The sequence below is a fragment of the Streptomyces sp. NPDC111606 genome (assembly GCF_055656945.1).
The window spans coordinates 108,454-130,534 of sequence record NZ_JBVKBY010000011.1; the positions used below are offsets into that span (position 1 = coordinate 108,454).

The window sequence follows — 22,081 nt, forward strand, 5'->3', positions numbered from 1 at the left end:
GCGCGTCGGTCAGCCCTTCACCGCGCCCGTGAGCATGCCCTTCTTGAAATGCCGCTGGACGAAGGGAGACAGCACGGCGACCGGCAGCAGAGCCATCACCATGACCGCCATCTGCACGGCCAGCCCCGACAGTTGTCCCGTCTTGATGGCCTGTCCGAGTCCGACCGGCGCTTCCTGCTTCTGGACCAGCTGGATCATGACGTTCTGCAGCGGCATCATGTCCTGGTCGTTCAAGTACAGCGACGCGTTGAACCATGCGCTCCAGTACCCGACCGCGTAGAACAACGTGATCACCGCGATGACGGCTCGCGACAACGGCATGACGATCTGCCACAGAATCCGGAAGTCACCGGCGCCGTCGATGCGCGCACTGTCGACGAGCTCCTGCGAGATCCCCGTGAAGAACCCGCGCAGCACAAGGATGTTGAACACGCTCACCGCACTCGGCAGGATCAGCGCCGGATAGGAGTCCGTCAGCCCGAGGGTCTGCACCAGCAGATACGTCGGGATGAGCCCGGCGCTGAAGAACATCGTCGCCAGCAGCGTCATCAGGATCCACCGGTGCCCGAGTGACCCGCTGCGGGACAGTCCGTACGCGCACAGCACGGACACGGCCATCGAGAACAGCGTGCCGATGAGGGTGACGAGGACGCTGATGATCGCCGCGCGGGTGACCTGTCCGCCGCTGAGCAGTTCCTTGTAGGCGATGAAGGTGATGTCCTTCGGCACCATCACCAGCCCGCCCGCCTCGTCGATCGTCCTGCGTGAGGAGAGGCTGGTGACGACCACGATCCACAGCGGGAAGAGGATCCCGAGGCAGGCCAGCGTCAGAGCGAGACCCTTGCCCGCGAGGCCGGCCCTGGAGGGCTCCTCCTCCCAGGTGGGCCGAGGCGGCGCCTCCCACCAGCGGGGCTCGTGGGGCTGCTTGTCGAGCCGCGCGGGCTCGTCGATCACGGCGCTCACTTCTTGTACACCCCCTGCTCGCCCATGAGATGGGCCACCTTGTTCGCGGCGAGGACCAGTCCGAGGCTGACGACGCCCTTGATGAGGCCTGCGGCGGCCGCGTAGCCGAAGTCCTGGTTGCGTACGCCGTTCCACCACACGAAGGTGTCGAGGACCTCAGCTGCGCCCGGCCCCACCATGTCCCGTTGCAGGAGGATCTGTTCGAACCCGACCGTCAGGGCGTCACCGACGCGCAGCACCAGCAGCAGGGCGATCACGGGCCGCAGCGCGGGCAGGGTGACGTGCCACATACGGCGCCGGCGCCCGGCGCCGTCCATCGCGGCGGCCTCGTACAGGTCCGGGCTGACCGAGGCGAGCGCGGCGAGGAAGACGATGATCCCCCAGCCGGCGTCCTTCCATACGCTCTGCGCGGTGATCAGCAGTGGGAAGGTGTTCGGGTCGGTCATGAAGTCGAGGCCGTCGTACCCGTGCTGTCGCAGCAGTTGGGAGAAGATCCCGGCGCCGCCGAACAGTTGCTGGAAGACGGCGACGACCAGCACCCAGGAGAAGAAGTGCGGCAGGTAGAGGATCGCCTGCGAGACCGCCCGGATCCGGGGCCTGACCACGCTGTTGATGAGCAGGGCGAGCAGGATCGGGATCGGGAAGAACAGCACGAGCTGGAGGAAGAAGAGGATCAGCGTGTTCTGGACGGCGTTCCAGAAGGCCGAGTCCTCGAAGATCCGGTGGAAGTTCTCCAGGCCCACGAAGGGGCTGTTCAGGATGGAGACGACGCCGTTGTCGCTGATGTACGGGTCGTACTCCTGGAACGCGACGACGTTGCCGAGGATCGGTACGTAGTTGAACAGCAGCACCAGCACGACGGCCGGCAGCGTCATCAGAAGCAGCAGGCGGTCACGTCTGAACCGGACCCTGAAGCTCAGCTTCCCCGAGGGGGACTTCCCGGTCCGCCCGGCGGGGCCGGTGACGCCGCCGGACGCCGCCGGGGTCTCCTCGCTCGGGGTCTTCCTCTTCGCCTCGGCACTGCTGCGAGGCACCGTGCTGTGGGACACGGCCGTCTCCTTGCCTCGAACCCCGGATCAGTTGGCCGCGCTGCCGTTCTCGTCGAGGATCTTCCGGTACCAGTCGCGCAGCTTGTCGCCGCCCTTGCTCTTCCAGTCGGAGACGGCCTGCTGTACGTCGCTGATCTTCTTGCGGCCGCGCACGACGTCGTCCTCGAGCTGCTCGAAGTCGTTGGAGAGGTTGGTGTAGCGGGTCGGTTCGGTGATCTGCATGCCGTAGAACGGCGTCTTCCTGGTGACGGCGCCCATCCGCTGCTGCCACTCGACCGCGCCCTTGCCGATGTCCGGGAAGTCGGGGCGGGCGATGGTGGGGGCGGGACTGGCGACCATGACGTAGGCGTTGACGACCTCGATGTTGCCCTTGTCGTTCTTGGTCGGCACGCCGTCCTTCACCGTGTAGTGGGTGCCCTCGACCCCGTAGTTGGTGAGCATGTACTCCTTCGTGCCGTACGGCGCCGCGGTCACGTTGGCGACCGCGAGGACATCGCGGATGACGGCCTCGGAGGCGTTCTTGCTGACGAAGGCGAAGATGTTGGCCGGGTTCGTGGCGTAGAGCGTCGGGGCGCCGCCGGCGTGGCCGAAGATGTCCATGCCCCAGATCTCGAAGTCGGGGTTGGAGGCCGCCTGGACGGCCTGCTGCCCCCACCAGCTGGAGATGTCGTTGTTGTAGATCAGGAACTCACCGGCGGCGAACTTGGTGCTGGGGTCGACGGCCTGGCTCTTGCCGAGCTTGAAGTCGGGGTGGACGACCCCGGCGGCGAACAGCTTGCGGGTCCACTCCAGGGCCTCGAGGTACTCCTCGGTCTCCGCGCGGTAGACCAGCTTGCCGTCGACGAGGTTCCAGCCGAGCGCCTTCTCGCTGCCGGACAGCACCCCGAAGGCGTTGAAGGCGGTCCACTTCATGTCGCCGCACGCCCACCGCTTGGCCTTGGCGTTGGTGATGTCCTTGGCCAGCGCCATGAACTCGTCGCCGGAGGTGGGGATCTCGTACCCCTCCTTGTCGAAGATGTCCTTGCGGTAGAAGGGCACGATGTTGACGACGTACGACGCCGGCATGGGCAGACCGCGCAGCTTGCCGCCGAAGATGGACCGCTGCCACGCGTCCGTCGGGATCGCGGCGAGGTTCGGGTACTCCTTGACCGCATCGCCCGACAGGTGGGGTCCGAGGTCGGCGAACTTGCCGATGATGGCGCTGGGTATCTTCCCGCCCATGTTCCAGCCGGGTACGACCACCACGTCGGGGACGTCGCTGGAGGCGAGCACCGCGCCCAGCTTCTGGTCGTAGGTGTTGCCGTCCTGGTTCTGCCAGCGGACGTCGACGCCGGTCAGGTCGTTCATCGCCGTGTAGTAGGCGTTGTCGCCCTTCGGCGGCGAGCCCCAGAACGGCGACATGATGGTGACCTGGCCGCCCTTGCCGAGCTTCTTCGGCACCGAGGTCTTCAGGGTGGCGAGATCCACCTTGCTGGTGAAGCCGACCGCGGAGCCGTTCTTCGCGGGGATGTCGGGCGTCACCACGTTGCCGGCCACGTACGCCGGAAGGATCTTCCTGGCGTCCTTGCCCGACGTGGTCCCCTCGCGCGAGCCGCTGTCCGAACCCCCGCAGGCGGCGAGCAGCGGCATCCCACCGGCCACCGCTGCGGTGGCGACCGCCGTGGAGGCGAGGAAGCTTCTCCGGCTGGGTCCGGAGGAGGCTGAGTCGGCGTTCGGCGTCATTGCGTCAACCCTTCATGGCGCACCTGGACACCCGGCGGTGGGCCGTCGGCTGCGGTGTCGTAAGTGGAACTGGCTGAGCTGAAGCGGTCCTCCGACCATTGCGACGAGATCCGAGAGATCCGATGAGATCCGTCGTCGAAGCGCTTCGATGTTGCTGCGAGGTTAAGTGAACACCCATGGGTGCACAAGGGTCGCTCCCAAGATTCCTCCGAGGTGCCGGGAGGGACCTTTCCTTATGCATTGCTTGAACCAGCGGTGTCGATGTCTTGACACTCACCCCCGAGCCGAATGAGCATCGAAGCGCTTCGAAAGCGTCTGGCCGCTCCATCGCAAGGGGAACCCCACGTGACCGCACAAACGCCGCCTACGCCACCTTTTCGTGATCGGCGAATGCCGTTCGCGAAGCGCATCGACGACCTCCTGTCGCGGCTCACCCTCGACGAAAAGATCGGATTTCTGCACCAGTTCACGCCGGCCGTCGAGCGGCTCGGCATCGCGGCGTTCCGCACCGGACAGGAGGCCCTGCACGGCGTGGCGTGGATGGGCCCGGCCACCGTCTTTTCCCAGGCGGTCGGCCTCGGTGCGACCTGGAACACCGATCTCGTGCGCCGGGTCGGCGAGGCCGTCTCCAAGGAGACCCGCGCGATGCGGGCCCGCGACGACCGCGTGGGCCTGAACGTCTGGTCCCCCACCGTCAACCTGCTGCGCCACCCCCTGTGGGGCCGGAACGAGGAGGGCTACTCCGAGGACCCGAAGCTCACCTCGGCCATCGCCACCGCGTACACCCGCGGCCTGCGCGGCGACCATCCGACGTACTGGCGCACCGCGCCCGTCCTCAAGCACTGGCTGGCCCACAACAACGAGACGGGCCGCGACGTCACGTCCTCGTCGGTGCGCCCGCGCGTCCTCAACGAGTACGACCTGCGCGCCTTCCGCGAGACGGTCGAGGCAGGCGCGACTGCCGGGGTGATGCCGGCCTACAACCTGGTCAACGGCCGCCCCAACCACGTCTCGCCGTATCTGCGCGAGCACCTGCGCACCTGGACCGACGAGGACCTCCTGGTCTGCTCGGATGCCGGCGCGCCCTCCAACCTGGTCGACTCCGAGCACTACTTCGACACCCACGAGGAGGCCACGGCGGCCGCGATCCTCGCCGGCGTCGACAGCTTCACCGACCACGGCACCGACAGCACGAAGATCACCGCGCGGGTCCGCGGGGCCCTGGACCAGGGCCTGCTGACCGAGGCGGACCTCGACACGGCGGTCCGCCGCCAGCTCTCGGTCCGCTTCCGCCTCGGCGAGTTCGACCCGGCGTACGACCCGCACGCGCTCACCAAGGACTTCGACACGCCGGCCCACCGTGCCCTGGCCCAGGAGGCCGCGGAGCAGGCGGTCGTGCTGCTCAAGAACAGCGGTGGCCTGCTGCCGCTCGCACCCGACACCCGGCTCGCGGTGGTCGGCCTGCTCGCCGACGAGTGCAAGCTCGACTGGTACAGCGGCACGCTCATCCACCGCTCCACCCCGCTGGAGGGCCTGTACGAGCGGTTCGGCGCGGAGCGGGTGGAGTTCGCGGAGGGCGTCGACCGCGTCCTGCTGAAGACCTCGGCCGGAACCTTCCTGCGCGTCCCCGAGGCCGCCGCCGACGACGAGGTGCGCGGCGCCGAGGGCGCCCTCGACCCGGCCCTGCTCGCCGGCCGTACCGACCTGGCACCGCTGACCTGCGACCCGACCGGCACCGAACTCGCGCTCGTCGACTGGGGCGAGAGGGTGCTGACGCTGCGCGCGCCCGACGGCCGCTATCTCTCCGTCGCCGAGGACGGATATCTCCGCGCCTCCGCCGACCAGCCCGGAGGCTGGGTCGTCCAGGAGACGTTCCGCCTGGAAACGCATGAGAACGGACACCTCCTGCGGCATCTCGGCACGGGTCACCACGTCTCAGTCGCCGCCGACGGCGTCAGGGTTGCCGCAGCGAATCCGGAAGCCTTCGAGCTCGTCGTCATCGAATCCGGCGATGCCGCCGTGACGCGTGTGACCTCGCAGGCGGACGTGGTCCTGGTGGTCGCCGGCAACGACCCGCACATCAACGGCCGCGAGACCGAGGACCGCACGACACTGGCCCTCCCCGCCCATCAGGAGCGCCTCCTGCGGGCCGCCCGCGCCGCCAACCCGAACACGGTGCTGGCACTGGTGTCGGCGTACCCGTACGCGGTCGACCCGGCCGCGATCCCGGCGATGCTCTGGACGTCCCACGGCGGCCAGGCGGCCGGCACCGCCCTGGCCCGGGTCCTGGCCGGCGACGTCTCCCCCGCGGGCCGCCTCCCGCAGACCTGGTACGCCGACGACGCCGACCTGCCCGGCCTTCTCGACTACGACGTGATCGGCGGCCGCCAGACCTACCTGTACTTCGAAGGCACCCCGCTGTTCCCGTTCGGCCACGGCCTGTCGTACGCGAGCTTCTCGTACGCCGATCTGCGGACGGCGGTGGACGGCGACGCGGTGGCGGTCACCTTCACGGTCACCAACACCGGCGACGTGACGGCCGACGAGGTCGCCCAGCTCTACACCCGTGCCGTGGAGCCGACGGCGCCGCGCCCGCGCCGCGAGCTGGTGGCGCACAGCCGGGTGCGGCTGGCTCCCGGTGAGCGGCAGGAGCTGGGCTTCGAAGTCCCGCTGTCCGCCTTCGACTTCTGGGACGTCGCGCGGAGCGGATGGCGCCGTGAGCCGGGCCCGTACGAGATCCTGGCCGGCGCTTCCAGCGAGGACATCCGGCTGCGTACGACCGTAGTCCTGGACGGCGAGAAATCCGCTCCGCGCCCCGTCCTCCGACGCGGCCTGAATCCGGCCGACTTCGACGAGCAGAGCGGCATCGCGATCGTCGACCGTACGAAGGCGTCGGGCGACGCGGTGACGCCGGCGCAGGGCGAGTCGGGCGAACTGGTCTACCGGCACTGCGACTTCGGGGCCGGCGTCACGCAGGTGACGGCGACGGTCTCCGGCGACGGCGTGGTCGAGGTGTCGCTGGACGGAGGCCCGGTGCTCGCCGTACTGACGTCCCGGACGCCGGAGGCGAGCCCGTACGACTACTCGACGGTGAGCGCCGGCATCACCACCGACGGCGTGCACGACGTCCACCTCGAACTGCGCGGCCCACTGCGGCTCGCGCACGTCGGCTTCTCCGGTTGAGGGTCCGGAACCGGCCGACGCAGGAAGGGGCCCGGCACCGGAAGGCATCGGTGCCGGGCCCCTTCGGAAACCTTATATGAAAATGGTTCCCATTAGCTAGCCTTTTGAGTGACTCAGAGAGCGATGCCGGTGAGGACCATCACGCGCTCGTAGGTGTAGTCGTCCATCGCGAACTTCACGCCCTCACGACCCACACCGGACTGCTTGGCGCCGCCGTACGGCATCTGGTCGGCCCGGTAGGAGGGCACGTCGCCGATGACGACACCGCCGACCTCGAGGGCGCGGTGGGCACGGAAGGCGGTCTGCAGGTCGTGGGTGAACACACCTGCCTGCAGGCCGTACTTGGAGGCGTTGGCGGCGGCGAAGGCGGCGGCCTCCCCGTCGACCTTCTGCACGGTGAGGACGGGCCCGAAGACCTCCTCGCACGCGAGGGTCACGTCGGCCGGTACGTCGGTGAGGACGGTCGGCGCGTAGGAGGCGCCGTCACGCTTGCCTCCGGTGAGCAGGCTGGCCCCGGCGGAGACGGCCTCCTCGACCCACGTCTCGACGCGCTTGGCGGCGTCCTCGCTGACCAGCGGGCCGACGTCGGTGGCGTCGTCGCCCGGGTCACCGGTGACCTGGGCCTCGACGGCGGCGACGATGCGCGGCACGAGCCGGTCGTAGACGGACGCGTCCGCGATCACCCGCTGCACCGAGATGCAGGACTGGCCGCCCTGGTAGTTGGAGAACGTGGCGATGCGGGTCGCGGCCCGGTCGAGGTCCGCGTCAGAGGCGAAGTCGGCGAGCACGACCGCCGCGCCGTTGCCGCCCAGCTCCAGGGTGCAGTGCTTGCGCGGCACCGAGTCCATGATCGCGTAACCGACCTTCTCGGAGCCGGTGAAGGAGATGACCGGCAGGCGCTCGTCCTGGACCAGGGCGGGCATACGGTCGTTCGGCACCGGGAGGATGCTCCAGGAGCCGGCCGGAAGCTCGGTCTCTGCGAGCAGCTCACCGATGATCAGACCGGACAGCGGGGTGGCCGGGGCGGGCTTCAGGATGATCGGCGCGCCGGCAGCGATGGCCGGGGCGATCTTGTGGGCGCACAGGTTGAGCGGGAAGTTGAAGGGCGCGATGCCGAGGACGACACCCTTGGGGAAGCGCCGGGTGAAGGCGAGCCGCCCCTGACCGCCGAGGTCGGTGTCGAGCCGCTGGGCCTCGCCGCCGTTGAACCGCCGGGCCTCCTCGGCCGCGAACCGGAACACGGACACGGCACGGCCGACCTCGCCGCGGGCCCACTTCATGGGCTTGCCGTTCTCGGCGGAGATCAGCCGGGCGATCTCCTCGGTCCGCTCGACGAGCCGCCTGCTGACGTGGTCGAGGGCGGCGGCACGTACGTGGGCCGGGGTCGCGGCGAAGTCCTCGCGGACGGCGTACGCGGCGGCCACGGCCTCCTCGGTCTGCGCGTCCGTCGGCACGCTCACCGTGCCGACGACCCGCCCGTCCCACGGGGAGGTCACATCGAAGCTGTCCTCGCCGCTGACCTGGCGGCCGGCGAGCCAGAAGGCGTGGGTGGAAGTCATATGAATTCCCGGCCCTTCCGCGATTGGGGGTGTCCTGGTGTGTCGTGGTCCACGGTAGGGGCGCGGGGGCGGCGGGGCGTTTGTCCGGGGTGTAGTGGTGAGGGGCCGGGGTTCGACGGATTGGCACAGCGGCGGCAACGGCCGACGCCGGGTCGGATTTCCGGCCCTACCTTTCGGTCCTACGCCCTTCGGCCCCACCCCGGTCGGTCCTACTCGTCCGGTCCTACTCGGTCGACGTCGCCTTCAACGCCAGCCAGAGCTCCATCCGCACGTCCGCGTCGTCCAGCGACCGCCCCAGGATCTCCTCCACCCGCCGCATCCGGTACCGCAGCGTGTGCCGGTGCACCCCGAGATCCGCGGCCGCCGCATCCCACTGCCCGTGCCGCGACAGCCAGGCCCGCAGCGAGGCGACCAGATCCCCCCGCCCCGTCGCGTCGTGCTCGTGCAGCGCCCGCAGCAACCCGTCCGCGAACGCCTTCACCGCGTCGTCCGCGAGCAACGGCAGCACCGACCCCGCCGCCATCTGCTCGTGCTCCACGCACACCCGCCCCCGCCGCCGGGCCACCGACAGCGCCTGCTCGGCCTGCTTGTAGGCCGCCGCCGCGGCGATGGGTCCGGCCGGCGCCGAGAGCCCGACGACCAGTTCGTCCTCGTCGGCACTCCCCGGCGGCTCCGGGACGGTTCCGGTCCGCGCCGCCTCCAACGCCGCCGCGTAGTCCGCACACGCGTCCACCGCCGCACCCCCGTCCGCCGCGAGCACCACCAGCCGTGCCGTGTCTCCCTCCCCCTCCGGCACCACCAGCACCGCTTCCCCGGCCCGGGCCGCCGCCGATTCCACGATCTCGGTGAGGGCACCCAGCGGATCGCCGCTCGCCTCGGAGGCGGCGACCAGCACCGCGGCCGACGCCTTGGTGAGCGCCACCCGGCTCCCGGAGTCCACGACCCGCGCCGCCGACACCGAGGCGGCCTCGGCGACGATCACCCGGAAGGGGGCGTCCAGCAGCCCTCCGTACAGCCCCCCGGCCACCGCCCGCGCATGATCCGGCTCCCCGGCGAGCAGCATGCGCAGCACCGCCGCGCCCACCCGCGCCTCGGCCGCCTGCAGCGAACGCGACCGCTCGGTGGTCAGGGTCAGCAGCGCGATGGCCGAGTGGACGGCGTACCGCTCGGCCGTGCCCAGTGCCGCCGCCGTGCCCACGGCCAGGGCGGCGCGGGGCCGGCGGCCGGTGCCCAGGGTGTGCAGCTCGACCCGGTCCTCGTTCTCCGGCCCGCCCACGACGGACGACGCCGGCGCCGGCCGCTCCCGCAGCCGCTCCACGTCCGCCGTGAGCCGTGCCGCCCGCCGCCCGGCCCACTCCGGCGCGGTCGCGACGACGGCACCGGACGCGTCGTACAGCGCCGCCCAGCCGTCGACCTGCGAGGCCAGCGCGGCCAGCAGCCCTTCCGGCCCGGCGTTCAACGCCTGCTTGGTCAGCTCCCGTTGCGCCGCGAACCCCGCCGTCACCGCCCGGTACTGGTCCGCCGCGATCGCCGCCGACACGGCCTTGCTGATGGCGAGGAAGGGCGTGCGCCGCGGCACCTCCAGCAGCGGCATGCCCTCCTGCGCCGCCGCGTCGACGAGCGCCTCGGGGATGTCCTCGTAGTTGACGCCGACCGCGAAGCCGAGCCCGACCACGCCCGCGCCCGCCAGCCGCCGCACATAGCGCTGCATCGACTCGGGGTTCTCCGCGTCCAGCTTGAGCGCGGTGATCAGCAGCAGTTCCCCGCCCTCCATATAGGGGACCGGGTCGGCGAGCTCACTGGCGTGCACCCAGCGCACGGGCACGTCCAGGCGGTCCTCGCCCGCCCGCACGGTCAGCTTGAGCGCGGAGTGGTGCAGGAGCGAGGCGAGCGTGGGGGGCATGAGGCCTTCAAATCGGTGTGAGCTCTGTGACCGCTGGATCTTCGGTGATCTCTGTGATCATTTGGCCGCCGTGTATGAACGGCCTGTGCCGATTCTGCCTCACCGGAAGGTCACCGCGCGGCCTGCCGCCCGTACCCCCAGGTCATCCCCGCAGATCCACCAGCAACGGCGGCGCGTGCTCGCCCTGCACGCTGGTGAGCGACAGCACCGCATGCCCCGGCGGCACCGCGTGCGCCAGCTCGGACGCCGACCAGCGCTCGCGCTCGACCTGCCGTACGGTCACCGCCCGCGCGGTAGGCGCCTTGCCGGTGATCACCCGCCGCAGCGCGTGCACCGCCTTCCCGGCCGGCGTCTCCGCGATGATCTGCCGGTCGGTGACATCCCGCGCCTCGGTCCACTCCTTGCCCCACACCTCGGCGAAGTCCTGCCCGTCCCAGGGCGTGATCCCGGCCAGCGCCATCCGGCACCCGGCGGCGCCGAGCAGCGGCCCGCGCAGCGGCCTCGGTGCGTCGTCCAGGCTGCGCAGCGTGAGCACCGCGCCCGCGTTGCCCGACCGCAGCCGCTGGATGCCCCGTACGGCCTCGGGCGTCACCACGCCGGTCGCGTCGTCCAGCACCAGGCAGGCGAACAGGGACCGGTCCTCCCGTACCGCGATGCTCGCCGTGAACTGCGCCAGCACCAGCCGCGCCAGCATCCGCGAGGCCTCCGCGTGCCCGCGCGCGGGCAGGTCGATACGGACCCGGACGGGGTGGTCGAGGGCCTTCAGCGAGAACGGCCGCGACTGCCCGGACGTGTCGAAGAACCCGGCGAAGGCAGGCCGGTCGAGCAGCGCCACCCGGTCCGCGAGCACGGCCGCCACATCCCCGGGATGCCCCGACTGCCGCTCCCTGGCGTCGAGTTCACGGATGAGCGACTCCTGCCCGGACCCCTCCAGTGCCGTGCGCAGCGCGCCGAGCGCCCCCGGGGCGCCGTCCAGCAGCTGCCGCAGCTCAGCCACGGACGGGAAGCGGTGATGGACAGCGCGGAACGGCCCGAGCAACTGGGCCAGCACGGTGGTGGAACGGCGGCTGTCGCTGCCGGGGTGCGGGTCGGCGAGATCCCCGACGAGCGCCTCGGCGAGCACGGCCGCGGCCTCGTCGGGGTCGCCGGTGCCGCCGTACAGGTCCAGGTCGTAGACCGAGTCCGGGTTTCCGATCCGTACGACGACGTCGTACGAGTCCTCCGGTCCCAGGCCCGCGCCCGCCGCGCCGACCACGACCACGGCGGCCCGTCCGGCGAGCGCGTGCAGGCACAGCGACTCGGCGAGCGGCCGCACCACGGTCCCCGTCTTGCCGGACCCGGCGGGCCCGACGGCGAGCATGGAGGTGCCGAGCAGGTCGGGTCCGAGGCCCAGTCCCGTCCCGCGGTAGGCGTACGGATTGCGGGGATCGTCGGCGGTCGTGCCGAGCCGCACCTGACCGCTGACGAGGTCGTGCCGCGCGACCCGGGCCGGCACGTCACGCTCACCCGAGGGGTGCAGACAGGCGGCGGCGCCGTCCTTGAGCACGGCACCACTGAAGGTGGCGAGGTCGTGCCGCCCGCTGCGCACGCCCTGCCAGGCGCGGACGATGCGGGCGTAGTCGACGTCACGCATCAGCCCCGACCGCGCGTCGGCGCCCAGCCGCTCGGCGGCATCCGCGGCACCGGCGGTGCGCAGCCCGGGCCACGACGCGGGGTCCTGCTCGGGAGCGGGCGCATGCTCGGGCACCGCTGCCGTGCGCCGCCAGGCGGGCGGACCGTAGCGACGCCAGACCTCGCCCCAGCGGCCCAGTCGGCCGACGGCGAGCATTATGGCGAGGGCGATGAGCGTGTAGTAGCTGTACCAGAGGACGGCGTTGCCGACGGCGTCGTTGTTCTCGCGCCAGGAGTCCGGAGTGAACAGCTCCAGGGGCAGCACCCACCAGCCACCGAGATAGCCGTTCCAGAGCAGCGACCAGATCAGCCACCCGACCAGGAACGCGATCACCGCCCCGCTCAGCAGCTGCCGCCCCGGGATCCGCTCGGGCTCCTCGTCCGGGCGAGGCACGTGCCCGAACCGCCACACGCCGGCCGGCGCCTCCGGTCGCGGCGCCCGCAGCCAGGTCAGGAACGCCGAACCGTCCGGCATCGGCGGCACCGAGGGCCGCGGCGGCACAGCGGAGCGTGATCGCGGCACAGGCGTCGCGTGCGTACCCCGCGCGTCCTGCGTCCCGTCGCTGTCCATCGCCCTTGCCCCCTGACCAGCCGCTCCGTCCACCATCAGCGAGCCAATCTAACGCCCTCCGCCGGGGAGTTCACCGCTTACACGGCCGACCGAACGGATCGAACTGCTCCGGACGCTCGGCGTCGCTATGTCCACCACGGACAACGCGTCCTCCTGACAACGCCCACATGGAGCATGCCCACCCCCCACTCCCCGCCCTAGCCTGCGAGAAAAGAACAAGACAAGCGTCCGCAAAACCCCCAGGAGCCCCTCATGAGCGCACTTCCGCAGGAGCGCCGCCTCGTCACCGCCATCCCCGGCCCGAAGTCGCAGGAGCTGCAGGCCCGCCGTACCGCCGCGGTCGCGCAGGGTGTGGGCTCCGTGCTGCCCGTGTTCACCGCGCGGGCGGGCGGCGGCATCATCGAGGACGTCGACGGGAACCGGCTCATCGACTTCGGTTCGGGCATCGCCGTGACGTCCGTCGGCGCGTCCGCCGAAGCGGTCGTACGCAGGGCGAGCGCGCAGCTCGCCGACTTCACCCACACCTGTTTCATGGTCACGCCGTACGAGGGCTACGTCGCCGTCGCCGAGGCGCTGGCCGAGCTGACGCCGGGTGACCACGCCAAGAAGTCGGCGCTGTTCAACTCGGGCGCCGAGGCCGTCGAGAACGCCGTCAAGATCGCCCGTGCGTACACCAAGCGCCAGGCCGTCGTCGTCTTCGACCACGGCTACCACGGCCGCACGAACCTCACGATGGCGCTGACCGCGAAGAACATGCCGTACAAGCACGGCTTCGGCCCGTTCGCGCCCGAGGTCTACCGTGTGCCGGTCGCCTACGGCTACCGCTGGCCGACCGGTGCGGAGAACGCCGGCCCCGAGGCCGCGGCGCAGGCCATCGACCAGATCAGCAAGCAGGTCGGTCCGGAGAACGTGGCCGCGATCATCATCGAGCCGGTGCTCGGCGAGGGCGGCTTCATCGAGCCCGCCAAGGGCTTCCTGCCGGCGATCAGCAAGTTCGCCTCGGACAACGGCATCGTCTTCGTCGCCGACGAGATCCAGTCCGGCTTCTGCCGCACCGGCCAGTGGTTCGCCTGCGAGGACGAGGGCATCGTCCCGGACCTGATCACCACCGCCAAGGGCATCGCCGGCGGTCTGCCGCTCGCCGCCGTGACCGGTCGCGCGGAGATCATGGACGCCGCGCACTCCGGCGGCCTGGGCGGCACCTACGGCGGCAACCCGGTGGCGTGCGCCGGTGCGCTGGGCTCCATCGAGACCATGAAGGAGCTCGACCTCAACGCCAAGGCGAAGAACATCGAGGCGACCATGAAGGCCCGCCTGACCGCCATGGCCGAGAAGTTCGACATCATCGGCGACATCCGCGGCCGCGGCGCCATGATCGCCATCGAGCTGGTGAAGGACCGCACCACCAAGGAGCCGAACGCGGAGGCGACCGCCGCGCTCGCCAAGGCCTGTCACCAGGAGGGCCTGCTGGTCCTGACCTGTGGCACCTACGGCAACGTGCTGCGCTTCCTGCCCCCGCTGGTGATCGGCGAGGACCTCCTCAACGAGGGCCTCGACATCATCGAACAGGCCTTCACCCGCATCTGAGGTCACAGCGAAACCACTGGTGAGCGACAGGGGCTTCGTCCCACGCGACTCGTCCGCCCCAACCCCGGTGCCTTCCGTGATTCCGGGGCCGCGGCGGCTACCGTCGGAGCGTGTGAAGAAGGTGTGCGAGGTGGATGTCAGGACGCCAATCCGGCTGTCTAACACCATCGCCCTGCCGTAGGTTCTAAGCAGATGAGAGATACACCCCGCCCAGAGGGGACTCTGGGCGACTTCGGGCCGAGGCCTCCCCAGCTTCGACCTGGTCGTGCCCTCGCGCACACACCCGGAGCTTCCGGCTCCGGATCTCCTCACCGATCGGACAGTCGCCCGCCCCAAACCCCCCGGGGCGCGCGACCATCCGATCCGGACGGCCGCCCCGGAACTACCCCCCCTGTTCCGGGGCGGCCGACCTCCCTCTTCGTCCTTCTCGGACTCCTCGGGCTTCCCGCCCTTCTCTTCGCGCTCATCACCTGGCAGGTGGTGGCCGACGGCCCGCTGGTCGACCTCGACGAGGCGGCCAGCCGGGCCCTGGCTCATCCGGACCGCTTCTCCGAACTCCTCGCCGACCTGGGCAATGTGCCGGTCGCGGTGCCCGTGCTGGCCGTGAGTCTGGTGTACGTCGCCTGGCGGGCTCGCAGCACTGGTACACACCGCTGGTGGTTGCCGGCCGCCTCCGCGGCCCTGCTCATGGCACTGGTTCCGGCCCTGGTGATCCCCCTCAAGATCCTGACCGACCGCCCCGGCACCCCGGTCGTGCCGCCCGCGACCGGCTACTACCCGTCCGGCCACACGGCCACGGCCGCCATCGCCTTCGGCGCCGCGACCCTGGTGCTGCTGCCGTGGCTGAGCTCCCTGCTCGCCCGCCGTGCGGTCCTCGTCACGTGCGCCGTCCTCAATCTCGGGGTCGGCTTCGGGCTGGTCCGGCGCGGCTACCACTGGCCACTGGACGTAGTGGCCAGTTGGTGCCTCTGCACGGTGCTTCTCACGCTGCTGTGGCTGCTCCTCAGCCGAAATAGCCGTCGAACGTCCGCTGGAATTCCCAGCTCCCGTACCGGTCCCAGTTGATCGACCACGTCATCAGGCCGCGCAGTGCCGGCCAGGTGCCGTGGGTGGCGTACGAGCCGCAGTTCGTCTTCTTCGTCAGACAGTCGAGGGTCTTGGTGACCTCGGCCGGGGGGACGTGGCCGTTGCCCGCGTTGGTCGAGGCGGGCATGCCGATCGCCACCTGATCGGGGCGCAGCGGCGGGAAGACGTTGCTCGCGTTGCCCGCGACCGGGAAGCCGGTCAGCAGCATGTCGGTCATGGCGATGTGGAAGTCGGCGCCGCCCATGGAGTGGTACTGGTTGTCCAGGCCCATGATCGGGCCCGAGTTGTAGTCCTGGACGTGCAGCAGCGTCAGGTCGTCACGCAGGGCGTGGATGACCGGCAGATACGCGCCTGCCCTCGGGTCCTGGCCGCCCCACTGGCCGGTGCCGTAGTACTGGTAGCCGAGTTGGACGAAGAAGGTCTCCGGGGCCATGGTCAGCACGAAGTCGTCGCCGTACTTGGCCTTCAGGGTCTTCAGGGCGGAGATGAGGTTGACGATCACCGGTGTCTTCGGGTTCTTGAAGTCGGTGTCGTCGGCGTTCAGGGAGAGCGAGTGGCCCTCGAAGTCGATGTCCAGGCCGTCGAGGCCGTACTCGTCGATGATCCTCGAGACCGACGTGACGAAGGTGTCCCGCGCGGCCGTGGTGGTCAGCTGCACCTGGCCGTTCTGACCGCCGATCGAGATCAGCACCTTCTTGCCCGCCGCCTGCTTGGCCTTGATGGCCGCCTTGAAGTCGGCGTCGCTCTCGACGTTCGGGCACTCCGTGACCGGGCAGCGGTCGAAGCGGATGTCGCCCGAGGTGACCGAGGTCGGTTCGCCGAAGGCCAGGTCGATGACGTCCCAGCTGTCGGGGACGTCGGCCATGCGGGTGTAGCCGGAGCCGTTGGCGAAGCTCGCGTGGAGGTAGCCGACCAGGGCGTGGGCCGGGAGGTCCGTGCCGCCGCCGCCCGGTCGGGCCGGGGTCGTGGCCGTCACCGTGGCCGACTTCGCCGACTCGCCCGCGTCGTTCACCGCGGCGACCTGGAAGCCGTACGCCGTGGAGGGTGAGAGCCCGCCGATCGTGGCCGAAGTGCCGGTCGCCGTCCGGACCTTGGCGCCGTCACGGTAGACGGCGTAGCTCGTCGCACCCGGCACCGCCGACCAGGACAAGGCGACGCTGGACGAGGTGACCGTCCCCGTCCTCAGACCGGTCGGGGCGGCCGGCGGCTGACCGGCGTCCACAGCGGGTCCGACGAGGGAGATGTCGTCGGCGTGGTAGGCCCCGGTGCCGTACCAGCCGTGGGTGTAGAGGGTGACGCGGGTGGTGGAGGGGCCCGTCCGGAAGGTCGTCGTGAGCTGCTGCCAGCCGGGGGCGGACTGGGTCCAGGCGGAGACGTCCGTGGTGCCGGTGCCGCTGGCGCCGAGGTAGACGTACGAGCCGCGGACGTATCCGGACAGGGTGTACTGGGAGTCCGGCTTCACGGTGACGGTCTGGGCGCACCGGGCGTTGTCGCTGCCGGCCGGAGTGGCCTGGAGAGCGGAACTGCCGCTGCGTACCGGTGAGTCGACGGTGGTACCGGCCGTGCAGTTCCAGCCGTCGAGGCCGGCTTCGAAGCCGCCGTTGCGGGCCAGGTCCGCGTCGGCCGCACGGGCGGCCGACGAGAGCGCGGTGACGCCGGGCAGGGTCAGTGCCGCGGCGGTCAGGAGGGCGAGAGGTCTGAAGCGATCCACAAGTGCCTCCAGGGCTGGGGGATTTGGAGGGGTGGAGCGCAATCAACTTGGTCCAGACCAATCTGGGTTGTCAAGATGTTCGGCGGCTCCGCAACGCCCCCTAAGGGGCGCGGGGAACTGCGCGACCAGCCACAACACCCTCGCAGCCGACAGACGACCCATCGCGGCAATTCCTCAGTCCTCGGCCAAGCCGGCGGCAGCCTCATGCATGGCCAGTTCGAGAAGCGCCGGGTCGGTGAGGGTGCCGGTGCCGTCCGGTGGGACCAGCCAGCGGGTGCCGCCGGTGGCGCGGCCCGGGTACGGAACGACGATCCAGGTGCCGGCCCCGGCCGTACGGATGCCGGTGCCGAGCCAGCGGGCGGCCGTGCCGGGCGGCACGAAGAAGCCCATGCGCGCGTCACCGAAGTCGACGAGGACCGGGCCCGGTTGGTCGATGACCCGGGTGAGCACATCGAGGGTCGGATAGCCGAGCTCGCCCGGCAGAATGAGTACGTCCCAGGCCTTGCCGGCCGGCAGCAGTGCGACCCCGAGGGGGTTGCGCTCCCACTCCCAGCGGCAGGCTTCGGGATTCGGCGCAACGGATGCCAGCCACTCGACCGCCGTCTTCGCCCCTGTCATGACGGTGACCTCCCTTTTCCTTGTGGACGCCGATCGCGTCACAGGGAAGAGGGAGGTCCACCGCAGGCATTACGCGGGTTCTCACCACCAGTTTCGAGTGCGCTGAGTCACCTGCACTGTGGGGGCATCAGCTGTCGAAGCCGAGGCCCAGCCGGTCCATCGCCTTGAGCCACAGATTGCGCCGCCCGCCCTGCGCGTCGGCCCGGGCCAGCGACCACTTGGTGAGGGCGATACCGGTCCAGGCGAAGGGCTCCGGAGGGAAGGGCAGTGGCTTCCTGCGGACCATTTCGAGCTGCGTGCGCTCCGTCTGCTCCCCCGCCAGCAGGTCCAGCATCACGTCCGCGCCGAACCGCGTCGCGCCGACGCCGAGGCCCGTGAAGCCCGCCGCATACGCCACGTTGCCCTGGTGGGCGGTACCGAAGAACGCCGAGAAGCGCGAGCAGGTGTCGATCGCGCCGCCCCACGCGTGCGTGAAGCGGACGCCCTCCAGCTGCGGGAAGCAGGTGAAGAAGTGCCCGGCGAGCTTGGCGTACGTCTCCGGACGGTCGTCGTACTCGGCCCGTACCCGGCCGCCGTACGGGTAGATGGCGTCGTAGCCGCCCCACAGGATGCGGTTGTCGGCCGAGAGGCGGAAGTAGTGGAACTGGTTGGCCGAGTCGCCGAGGCCCTGGCGGTTCTTCCAGCCGATCGACGCGAGCTGGTCCTCGGTGAGCGGCTCGGTCATCAGGGCGTAGTCGTAGACCGGGACCGTGTACGCGCGGACGCGCTTGACCAGGTTCGGGAAGATGTTCGTGCCGAGGGCGACCTTGCGGGCGCGGACCGAGCCGTACGGAGTGCGTACGGCCATCCCCGCGCCGTACGGCTTCAGGGTGAGGGCGGGGGTGTGCTCGTACACGCGGACGCCGAGGTCGAGGCACGCCTGCTTCAGGCCCCACACCAGCTTGGCCGGGTTGAGCATGGCCACGCCCCGGCGGTCGTGGAACCCGGCCTGGAACGTCGGTGAGTCGACCTGTGCCCGCACCGCCTCGGCGTCCAGGAACTCGATGCCCTCGGCGAGGCCCTTGTCCTGCAACTCCTCGTACCAGTCGCGCAGTTCCCGCGCCTGGTACGTCTCGGTGGCGACGTCGATCTCGCCGGTGCGTTCGAAGTCGCAGTCCAGGGAGTAGCGGGCGACCGCCTTCTCGATCTCGTCGAGGTTGCGGGCGCCCAGCTCCTCCAGCTTGTGGATCTCGTTCGGCCAGCGGGTGAGCCCGTTGGGCAGACCGTGAGTGAGGGAGGCGGCGCAGAAGCCGCCGTTGCGGCCCGAGGCGGCCCAGCCCACCTCGCGGCCTTCGAGCAGCACGACATCCCGCTGCGGGTCGCGCTCCTTGGCGATGAGCGCGCTCCACAGTCCGCTGTACCCGCCGCCGACGACCAGCAGGTCGCAGGTCTCGGCGGTGGTGAGGGCGGGTTCGGGGTGCGGGCGGCCGGGGTCGTCCAGCCAGTACGGGACCGGCTGGGCGTCGGAGAGTGCCTTCGTCCAGTGATTGCCAGAACTCATGGCGCTTGGGGCCATGATTTCAACTCCCTACAGGGGTTTATGCCTTTTGCTTCTTACGGCGGTTTCCGATGGCCATGGAGGCCAGGACGAACAGTACGGCGATGATGAACATGGCCGTACCGATGACATTGATCTGAACGGGCGTTCCGCGCTGGGCCGAGCCCCAGACGAACATCGGGAAGGTGACGGTGGAGCCCGCGTTGAAATTGGTGATGATGAAATCGTCGAAGGAGAGCGCGAAGGCGAGCATCGCGCCCGCCGCGATTCCCGGGGCGGCGATCGGCAGGGTGACCCGGACGAACGTCTGGAAGGGGCCGGCGTACAGGTCCTGCGCGGCCTGTTCCAGCCGCGGGTCCATCGACATCACGCGCGCCTTCACCGCCGTCACGACGAAGCTCAGGCAGAACATGATGTGCGCGATGAGGATCGTCCAGAAGCCGAGCTGAGCGCCCATGTTGAGGAACAGGGTGAGCAGCGAGGCGGCCATGACGACCTCGGGCATCGCCATCGGCAGGAAGATCAGAGAGTTGATGGCGCCCCGCGCGCGGAAGCGGTACCGGACCAGCGCGAAGGCGATCATCGTGCCCAGCAGCGTGGCGCCGATCGTCGCCCAGAGTGCGATCTGGAGGCTGACCGACAGCGAGCCGCACAGGTCGGAGACACCGCACGGGTCCTGCCAGGCGGCCGTGGAGAACTCCTGCCATTCGTAGTTGAAGCGCCCCTTCGGTTTGTTGAAGGAGAAGATCGTCACGATGACGTTGGGCAGGAGCAGATAAGCGAGCGTCAGCAGTCCCGCGATGACGACGAGATTGCGCTTGAGCCAGTTGACGAAGGTCATTTTTAAACCAGATCCTCCGTGCCGGACCTGCGGATGTAGACCGTCACCATGACGAGGATGGCGGCCATGAGGATGAAGGAGAGAGCCGCGGCCGTCGGATAGTCCAGAATCCGCAGGAACTGCGTCTGGATGACGTTTCCTACCATACGGGTGTCCGTGGAGCCGAGCAGGTCCGCGTTGACGTAGTCACCGGCCGCCGGAATGAAGGTCAGCAGCGTGCCGGAGACGACGCCGGGCATCGACAGCGGGAAGGTGACCTTGCGGAAGGTGGTGATCGGCTTGGCGTACAGGTCGTTCGCCGCCTCGTGCAGCCGTGGGTCGATGCGCTCCAGCGAGGTGTAGAGCGGCAGGATCATGAACGGCAGGAAGTTGTACGTCAGACCGCACACCACCGCGAGCGGCGTGGCCAGCACGCGGTCGCCCTCGGTCATGCCGAGCCAGCTGGTGACATCCAGGACGTGCAACGTGTTGAGGGCGCCGACGACCGGGCCGCCGTCCGCGAGGATCGTCTTCCAGGCGAGGGTGCGGATCAGGAAGCTGGTGAAGAACGGCGCGATCACCAGGATCATGATCAGGTTCCGCCAGCGGCCCGCCCTGAAGGCGATGAGGTAGGCGAGCGGGTAGCCGAGGACCAGGCACAGGATCGTCGCCGAGCCGGCGTAGAGCACCGAGCGCAGGAACTGCGGGTAGTAGTCGGTCAGGGCGTCCCAGTAGGTCGCGAAGTGCCAGGTGACCTTGTAGCCCTCCTCCAGCGAGCCCGTCTGCACGGACGTGGAGGCCTGGTAGATCATCGGCAGCGCGAAGAAGACGACCAGCCACAGGATGCCGGGCAGCAGGAGCCAGTACGGCACCAGGCGGCCGCGTCTGCGGGGCGGCTTCTTCTCGGGGGCGGTCGGGGTGAGAGGCGGGGGCGCCTCAGTGAGTGTCGCCATCAGACCGCCGCCTCTTCCTGGATGCCGGCGTCGATGTCCTGGGCCGCGTCGAGCCCGAAAGTGTGCGCCGGGTTCCAGTGCAGGACGACCTCGGCGCCGGGCACGAGCCGGGTGTCGCGGTCGATGTTCTGGGCGTAGACCTCGAACTCGGGACAGACGGGGCTGTCGACGACGTACTGCGTGGAGACGCCGATGAACGAGGAGTCCGCGATCCTGCCGGTGATGCGGTTGCGGCCCTCGGGTATCTCGCCCGCCTCGTCGGCATGCGTGAGGGAGATCTTCTCGGGGCGCACGCCGACCAGCACCTTGCCGCCGGTCGCCGTGGCCGCGCTGCACCGCGCCTCGGGCAGGACGAGCTTGCCGCCGGCGGCCTTCAGCACGATGTCGTCGCCGCTCTTGGAGTCGACCTCGGCCTCGATGAAGTTCGAGGTGCCGAGGAAGTTGGCGACGAACGTCGTGCGCGGGTTCTCGTAGAGGTCGGTCGGCGAGCCGAGCTGCTCGACGCGGCCCGCGTTCATCACGGCGACCGTGTCGGCCATCGTCATGGCCTCCTCCTGGTCGTGCGTGACGTGGACGAAGGTGATGCCGACCTCGGTCTGGATGCGCTTGAGCTCCAGCTGCATCTGGCGGCGCAGCTTGAGGTCGAGGGCGCCGAGGGGCTCGTCGAGGAGGAGCACCTTGGGGTGGTTGATCAGCGCGCGGGCGACGGCCACCCGCTGCTGCTGGCCACCTGACAGCTGGTGCGGCTTCTTGCGGGCCTGCTCGCCGAGCTGGACGAGGTCGAGCATCTCCTCGACCTGCTTCTTCACGCTCTTGATGCCGCGCCGGCGCAGGCCGAAGGCGACGTTCTCGAAGATGTCGAGATGCGGGAAGAGGGCGTAGGACTGGAAGACCGTGTTCACCGGCCGCTTGTACGGCGGGAGCGCGGTCACGTCCTGGTCGCCGAGGTGAACCGTGCCGGAGGAAGGTTCCTCCAGGCCGGCGATCATGCGCAGGGTGGTGGTCTTGCCGCAGCCGGAGGCGCCGAGCAGGGCGAAGAAGGAGCCCTGGGGCACGGTCAGGTCGAGCGGGTGGACGGCATGGAAGGAGCCGTAGGTCTTGCTGATGCCGGAGAGGCGGACGTCGCCGCTGGTGTCGTTCGTCATGGT

Annotated in this window: 15 protein-coding genes; 3 read left to right on the forward strand and 12 right to left on the reverse strand. The window is 70.0% G+C overall.

Translation table 11 applies throughout. From position 1 onward, the window contains the following. Positions 1-9: 9 nt before the first annotated feature. Genes ACZ7M7_RS33405 through ACZ7M7_RS33415 form a run of 3 tightly spaced genes read right to left on the reverse strand, consistent with a single transcriptional unit; the run spans position 10 to position 3,734 of the window. Complete coding sequence (locus ACZ7M7_RS33405; protein ID WP_472123495.1) at positions 10-963, reverse strand: carbohydrate ABC transporter permease; 954 nt, start codon at positions 961-963, stop codon at positions 10-12. Beyond that, complete coding sequence (locus ACZ7M7_RS33410) at positions 960-2,012, reverse strand: ABC transporter permease (RefSeq protein WP_383628440.1); 1,053 nt, start codon at positions 2,010-2,012, stop codon at positions 960-962. Before ACZ7M7_RS33410 ends, ACZ7M7_RS33405 begins: the two co-directional genes overlap by 4 nt. Before the next feature lie 27 nt (positions 2,013-2,039). Beyond that, the gene (locus ACZ7M7_RS33415) at positions 2,040-3,734 is read right to left on the reverse strand and encodes an extracellular solute-binding protein (protein ID WP_472123498.1); all 1,695 of its coding nucleotides are present in this window, start codon (positions 3,732-3,734) and stop codon (positions 2,040-2,042) included. Positions 3,735-4,079: 345 nt separating this feature from the next. On the opposite strand from ACZ7M7_RS33415, the gene ACZ7M7_RS33420 reads away from it, so the two are divergent. Beyond that, complete coding sequence (locus ACZ7M7_RS33420; RefSeq protein ID WP_472123501.1) at positions 4,080-6,917, forward strand: glycoside hydrolase family 3 C-terminal domain-containing protein; 2,838 nt, start codon at positions 4,080-4,082, stop codon at positions 6,915-6,917. Between the two features lie 113 nt (positions 6,918-7,030). Here the strand turns inward: ACZ7M7_RS33420 and ACZ7M7_RS33425 are convergent, their stop codons facing one another. From ACZ7M7_RS33425 to ACZ7M7_RS33435, 3 genes are all read right to left on the reverse strand, one after another. Then, positions 7,031-8,476, reverse strand: coding sequence for an aldehyde dehydrogenase family protein (locus tag ACZ7M7_RS33425; RefSeq protein WP_383607356.1), 1,446 nt, complete (start codon positions 8,474-8,476; stop codon positions 7,031-7,033). Positions 8,477-8,699: 223 nt separating this feature from the next. Then, on the reverse strand, positions 8,700-10,379 hold the full coding sequence (locus ACZ7M7_RS33430) for a PucR family transcriptional regulator (RefSeq protein ID WP_472123504.1): 1,680 nt from the start codon (positions 10,377-10,379) through the stop codon (positions 8,700-8,702). Positions 10,380-10,521: 142 nt separating this feature from the next. Then, positions 10,522-12,621 carry an ATP-binding protein gene (locus ACZ7M7_RS33435; protein WP_472123507.1) on the reverse strand — a complete coding sequence of 700 codons (2,100 nt, stop codon included), beginning with the start codon at positions 12,619-12,621 and terminating at the stop codon, positions 10,522-10,524. Between the two features lie 252 nt (positions 12,622-12,873). Between ACZ7M7_RS33435 and gabT the strand changes: the two genes are divergently transcribed. After that, positions 12,874-14,208, forward strand: a complete 1,335-nt coding sequence (gene gabT / locus ACZ7M7_RS33440; RefSeq protein ID WP_472123510.1) for a 4-aminobutyrate--2-oxoglutarate transaminase — start codon at positions 12,874-12,876, stop codon at positions 14,206-14,208. A gap of 222 nt (positions 14,209-14,430) precedes the next feature. After that, a complete protein-coding gene (locus ACZ7M7_RS33445; RefSeq protein ID WP_472123867.1) occupies positions 14,431-15,273 on the forward strand; it encodes a phosphatase PAP2 family protein in 843 nt (280 codons plus the stop codon). Here ACZ7M7_RS33445 and ACZ7M7_RS33450 read toward each other — a convergent pair. The 6 genes from ACZ7M7_RS33450 to ACZ7M7_RS33475 all read right to left on the reverse strand — a co-directional run bounded on the left by ACZ7M7_RS33450 (position 15,212) and on the right by ACZ7M7_RS33475 (position 22,078). After that, the gene (locus ACZ7M7_RS33450) at positions 15,212-17,005 is read right to left on the reverse strand and encodes a chitinase (RefSeq protein ID WP_472123513.1); all 1,794 of its coding nucleotides are present in this window, start codon (positions 17,003-17,005) and stop codon (positions 15,212-15,214) included. The two genes, ACZ7M7_RS33445 and ACZ7M7_RS33450, sit on opposite strands and share 62 nt — an antisense overlap. A gap of 174 nt (positions 17,006-17,179) precedes the next feature. Continuing rightward, positions 17,180-17,623, reverse strand: a complete 444-nt coding sequence (locus ACZ7M7_RS33455) for a hypothetical protein (RefSeq protein ID WP_472123515.1) — start codon at positions 17,621-17,623, stop codon at positions 17,180-17,182. A 127-nt stretch (positions 17,624-17,750) separates the two neighbouring features. Further along, entirely contained in the window at positions 17,751-19,178 is a 1,428-nt protein-coding gene (locus ACZ7M7_RS33460) for an NAD(P)/FAD-dependent oxidoreductase (protein WP_383607362.1), read from the reverse strand. A gap of 22 nt (positions 19,179-19,200) precedes the next feature. Beyond that, positions 19,201-20,001, reverse strand: coding sequence for an ABC transporter permease (locus tag ACZ7M7_RS33465; protein ID WP_383607363.1), 801 nt, complete (start codon positions 19,999-20,001; stop codon positions 19,201-19,203). A 2-nt stretch (positions 20,002-20,003) separates the two neighbouring features. Then, the gene (locus ACZ7M7_RS33470; protein ID WP_383628452.1) at positions 20,004-20,933 is read right to left on the reverse strand and encodes an ABC transporter permease; all 930 of its coding nucleotides are present in this window, start codon (positions 20,931-20,933) and stop codon (positions 20,004-20,006) included. Then, entirely contained in the window at positions 20,933-22,078 is a 1,146-nt protein-coding gene (locus ACZ7M7_RS33475) for an ABC transporter ATP-binding protein (protein WP_383607365.1), read from the reverse strand. The genes ACZ7M7_RS33470 and ACZ7M7_RS33475 overlap by 1 nt, the downstream gene beginning before the upstream one ends. Positions 22,079-22,081: the final 3 nt, after the last annotated feature.

What these genes read in the sequence shown, in the direction of transcription:
- ACZ7M7_RS33455 (WP_472123515.1), bottom strand. Translation starts at nt 17,623, where the DNA reads ATGACAGGGGCGAAGACGGCGGTCGAGTGGCTGGCATCCGTTGCGCCG.
- ACZ7M7_RS33465 (WP_383607363.1), bottom strand. Translation starts at nt 20,001, where the DNA reads ATGACCTTCGTCAACTGGCTCAAGCGCAATCTCGTCGTCATCGCGGGA.
- gabT (WP_472123510.1), top strand. Translation starts at nt 12,874, where the DNA reads ATGAGCGCACTTCCGCAGGAGCGCCGCCTCGTCACCGCCATCCCCGGC.
- ACZ7M7_RS33475 (WP_383607365.1), bottom strand. Translation starts at nt 22,078, where the DNA reads ATGACGAACGACACCAGCGGCGACGTCCGCCTCTCCGGCATCAGCAAG.
- ACZ7M7_RS33470 (WP_383628452.1), bottom strand. Translation starts at nt 20,933, where the DNA reads ATGGCGACACTCACTGAGGCGCCCCCGCCTCTCACCCCGACCGCCCCC.
- ACZ7M7_RS33435 (WP_472123507.1), bottom strand. Translation starts at nt 12,621, where the DNA reads ATGGACAGCGACGGGACGCAGGACGCGCGGGGTACGCACGCGACGCCT.
- ACZ7M7_RS33425 (WP_383607356.1), bottom strand. Translation starts at nt 8,476, where the DNA reads ATGACTTCCACCCACGCCTTCTGGCTCGCCGGCCGCCAGGTCAGCGGC.
- ACZ7M7_RS33415 (WP_472123498.1), bottom strand. Translation starts at nt 3,734, where the DNA reads ATGACGCCGAACGCCGACTCAGCCTCCTCCGGACCCAGCCGGAGAAGC.
- ACZ7M7_RS33430 (WP_472123504.1), bottom strand. Translation starts at nt 10,379, where the DNA reads ATGCCCCCCACGCTCGCCTCGCTCCTGCACCACTCCGCGCTCAAGCTG.
- ACZ7M7_RS33460 (WP_383607362.1), bottom strand. Translation starts at nt 19,178, where the DNA reads ATGGCCCCAAGCGCCATGAGTTCTGGCAATCACTGGACGAAGGCACTC.